This is a genomic window from Phytoactinopolyspora halophila, assembly GCF_003287285.1.
Taxonomy (GTDB): Bacteria; Actinomycetota; Actinomycetes; order Jiangellales; family Jiangellaceae; genus Phytoactinopolyspora_A; species Phytoactinopolyspora_A halophila.
Genome location: NZ_QMIG01000061.1, coordinates 1 through 2,136, shown reverse-complemented (window position 1 = coordinate 2,136; position 2,136 = coordinate 1). Strand labels below are relative to the sequence as shown.

General features: G+C 60.3%; 1 protein-coding gene. It reads left to right on the top strand.

Features of this window, described 5'->3' with window-relative positions; all coding sequences use genetic code 11:
- Positions 1 to 106: 106 nt before the first annotated feature.
- A partial coding sequence (locus tag DPM12_RS22990; protein ID WP_245951346.1) for a beta-ketoacyl synthase N-terminal-like domain-containing protein occupies positions 107 to 2,136 on the top strand: 2,030 nt, incomplete at its 3' end.

Here is a 2,136-nt window from a genome sequence, read left to right as displayed (position 1 = left end):
TGCTGATGATGCGGCGCAGGTGTCGGTGTCTGAGGGTGATGGGGGGCGTGTTGCTGGTCCTGGTCGGCGGGTGCATATGCGTGGCTGGTCGGTGCAGGAGTGTGTGGTGTGGGAGTTGCGGGATGCGACGAGTCAGACGTTGAAGATTCCTGCTGATCGGGTGGGTGTGGATGAGAATTTGGCTGATTTCGGTTTTGATTCGATTAGTTTGGCGGAGTTTGCTCGGGAGTTGAGTTCTCGGTTTGGGTTCGAGGTGACTCCTGATGTGTTTTTTGGGTATCCGACGTTGTCGCGGTTGAGTGGGTTTTTGTTGGAGAGCCGTGGTGAGGAGTTGGCGGCTTTCTATCAGGAGGCGGATGCTGATTCGCCGGTGGCGCGGTCGGTGCCGGTGTCTGCGGGTGTGCGTCGTTCTGGTGCGCGTGCTGGTGGGGCGCGTCGGGCCGAGGGTGGTGCGGTGGCCATTGTGGGGATGAGTGGCCGGTTTCCGCAGGCGCGGGATGTGTCGGGGTTGTGGTCGATTTTGCGTGAGGGGCGCCAGGTTGTGGGGGCGGTGCCGCAGGATCGGTTGTCGTGGTGGGCGTCGTCGGGTCTGGGTGGTGATGAGCAGGCTGGTTCGGCTGTGGCGGGGTTTGTTCCGGGTGTGGCCGAGTTTGATCCGTTGTTCTTTCAGATTTCTCCGCGGGAGGCGGAGACGATGGATCCGCGGCAGCGGTTGTTGTTGCAGGAGTCGTGGAATGCGTTGGAGGATGCGGGGTTTGCCAATGCGGGGTTGAGTGGGTCTCGGGTTGGTGTGTTTGTGGGTGCTGAGGAGGGGGATTATCAGCTGTTGGTCGGTGATGAGGGAAGTGTCACCGGGAACAGTAATTCTATTTTGGCGTCGCGGTTGTCGTACTTTTTGAATTTGGATGGGCCGGGCATGGCGATTAATACGTCGTGTTCGTCTGGTCTGGTGGCGGTGCATCAGGCGTGTCAGAGTTTGCAGTCTGGTGAGTGTGATGTGGCTGTGGTGGCCGGGGTGAATTTGATGTTGACCTCGGCTGGGTATCAGGGCATGCGCAAGGCTGGCATGTTGTCTGAGCAGGGGGCGTGTCGGGCGTTTGATCGTGGTGCCGATGGGATGGTGCCGTCGGAGGCGGTCGCGGTGGTGGTGTTGAAGCGGTTGTCCGCGGCCGAGGCTGATGGTGATCCGGTGTATGCCTCGATTGTGGGTAGTGGCATCAATTATGACGGTAAGACGAATGGGATTACTGCGCCGAGTGGTCGTGCGCAAACCCAGTTGTTGAAGGATGTGTATGACCGGTTCGGGATTGATCCGGAGCGGATCGGTCATATTGTGACGCATGGCACGGGCACGCGGTTGGGTGATCCGGTTGAGATCAACGCGTTGGCGGATGCGTTCAAGGATTACACGTCGGCGACTGGTTTTTGTGCGTTGACGTCGACGAAACCGAATGTGGGTCATTCGTTGGCCGCGTCGGGTGTGGTCAGTTTGATTTCGTTGGTGCTGGGGATGTGGAAGGAAGAGATTCCGGCCAGTATCAATTGTGATCAGGTGAATGATTACATCCGGTGGGATGACAGCCCGTTTTATGTGAACCAGGAATCGCGGGCCTGGCCCGAAACTGAGGGCGGCTCACGTGTGGGTGCGGTGAGTTCGTTCGGGATGAGTGGCACGAACGCTCACCTGGTGGTGCAAAGCTATGACACCCAGGCGCGGGCGGCGCAGCGGGTGCAGGCCTGGCCGGCGCAGCCGTGTTATCTGCTGCCGTTGTCCGCGAAAACTGCCGACGCGTTGGACCACAAGATCGCGGACATGGTGGCCTATCTGCGCCAGCACCCCGACATGGATGGGTCGTATCTGTCGGTGATCAGTGCCGAGCTGGTGCACGGCCGGCAACACTTCACCCACCGGTGCGTGGCCGTGGTCAAAGACCGCGACGATGCCCTGCACGTGCTCGACCAAGCCCGCACCGGCCAGTCCGCACCCAACCTGTTCACCGGCACCGTCGAACGCGACTTCACCACCCAACCCGCCATCCAACACATCATCACCGACCTGGCCAACCAAGCCGCCACCACCACCGACGCCCACCACTACCAAGAACTGCTCTATGCCCTGGCCGACCTCTACTGCCA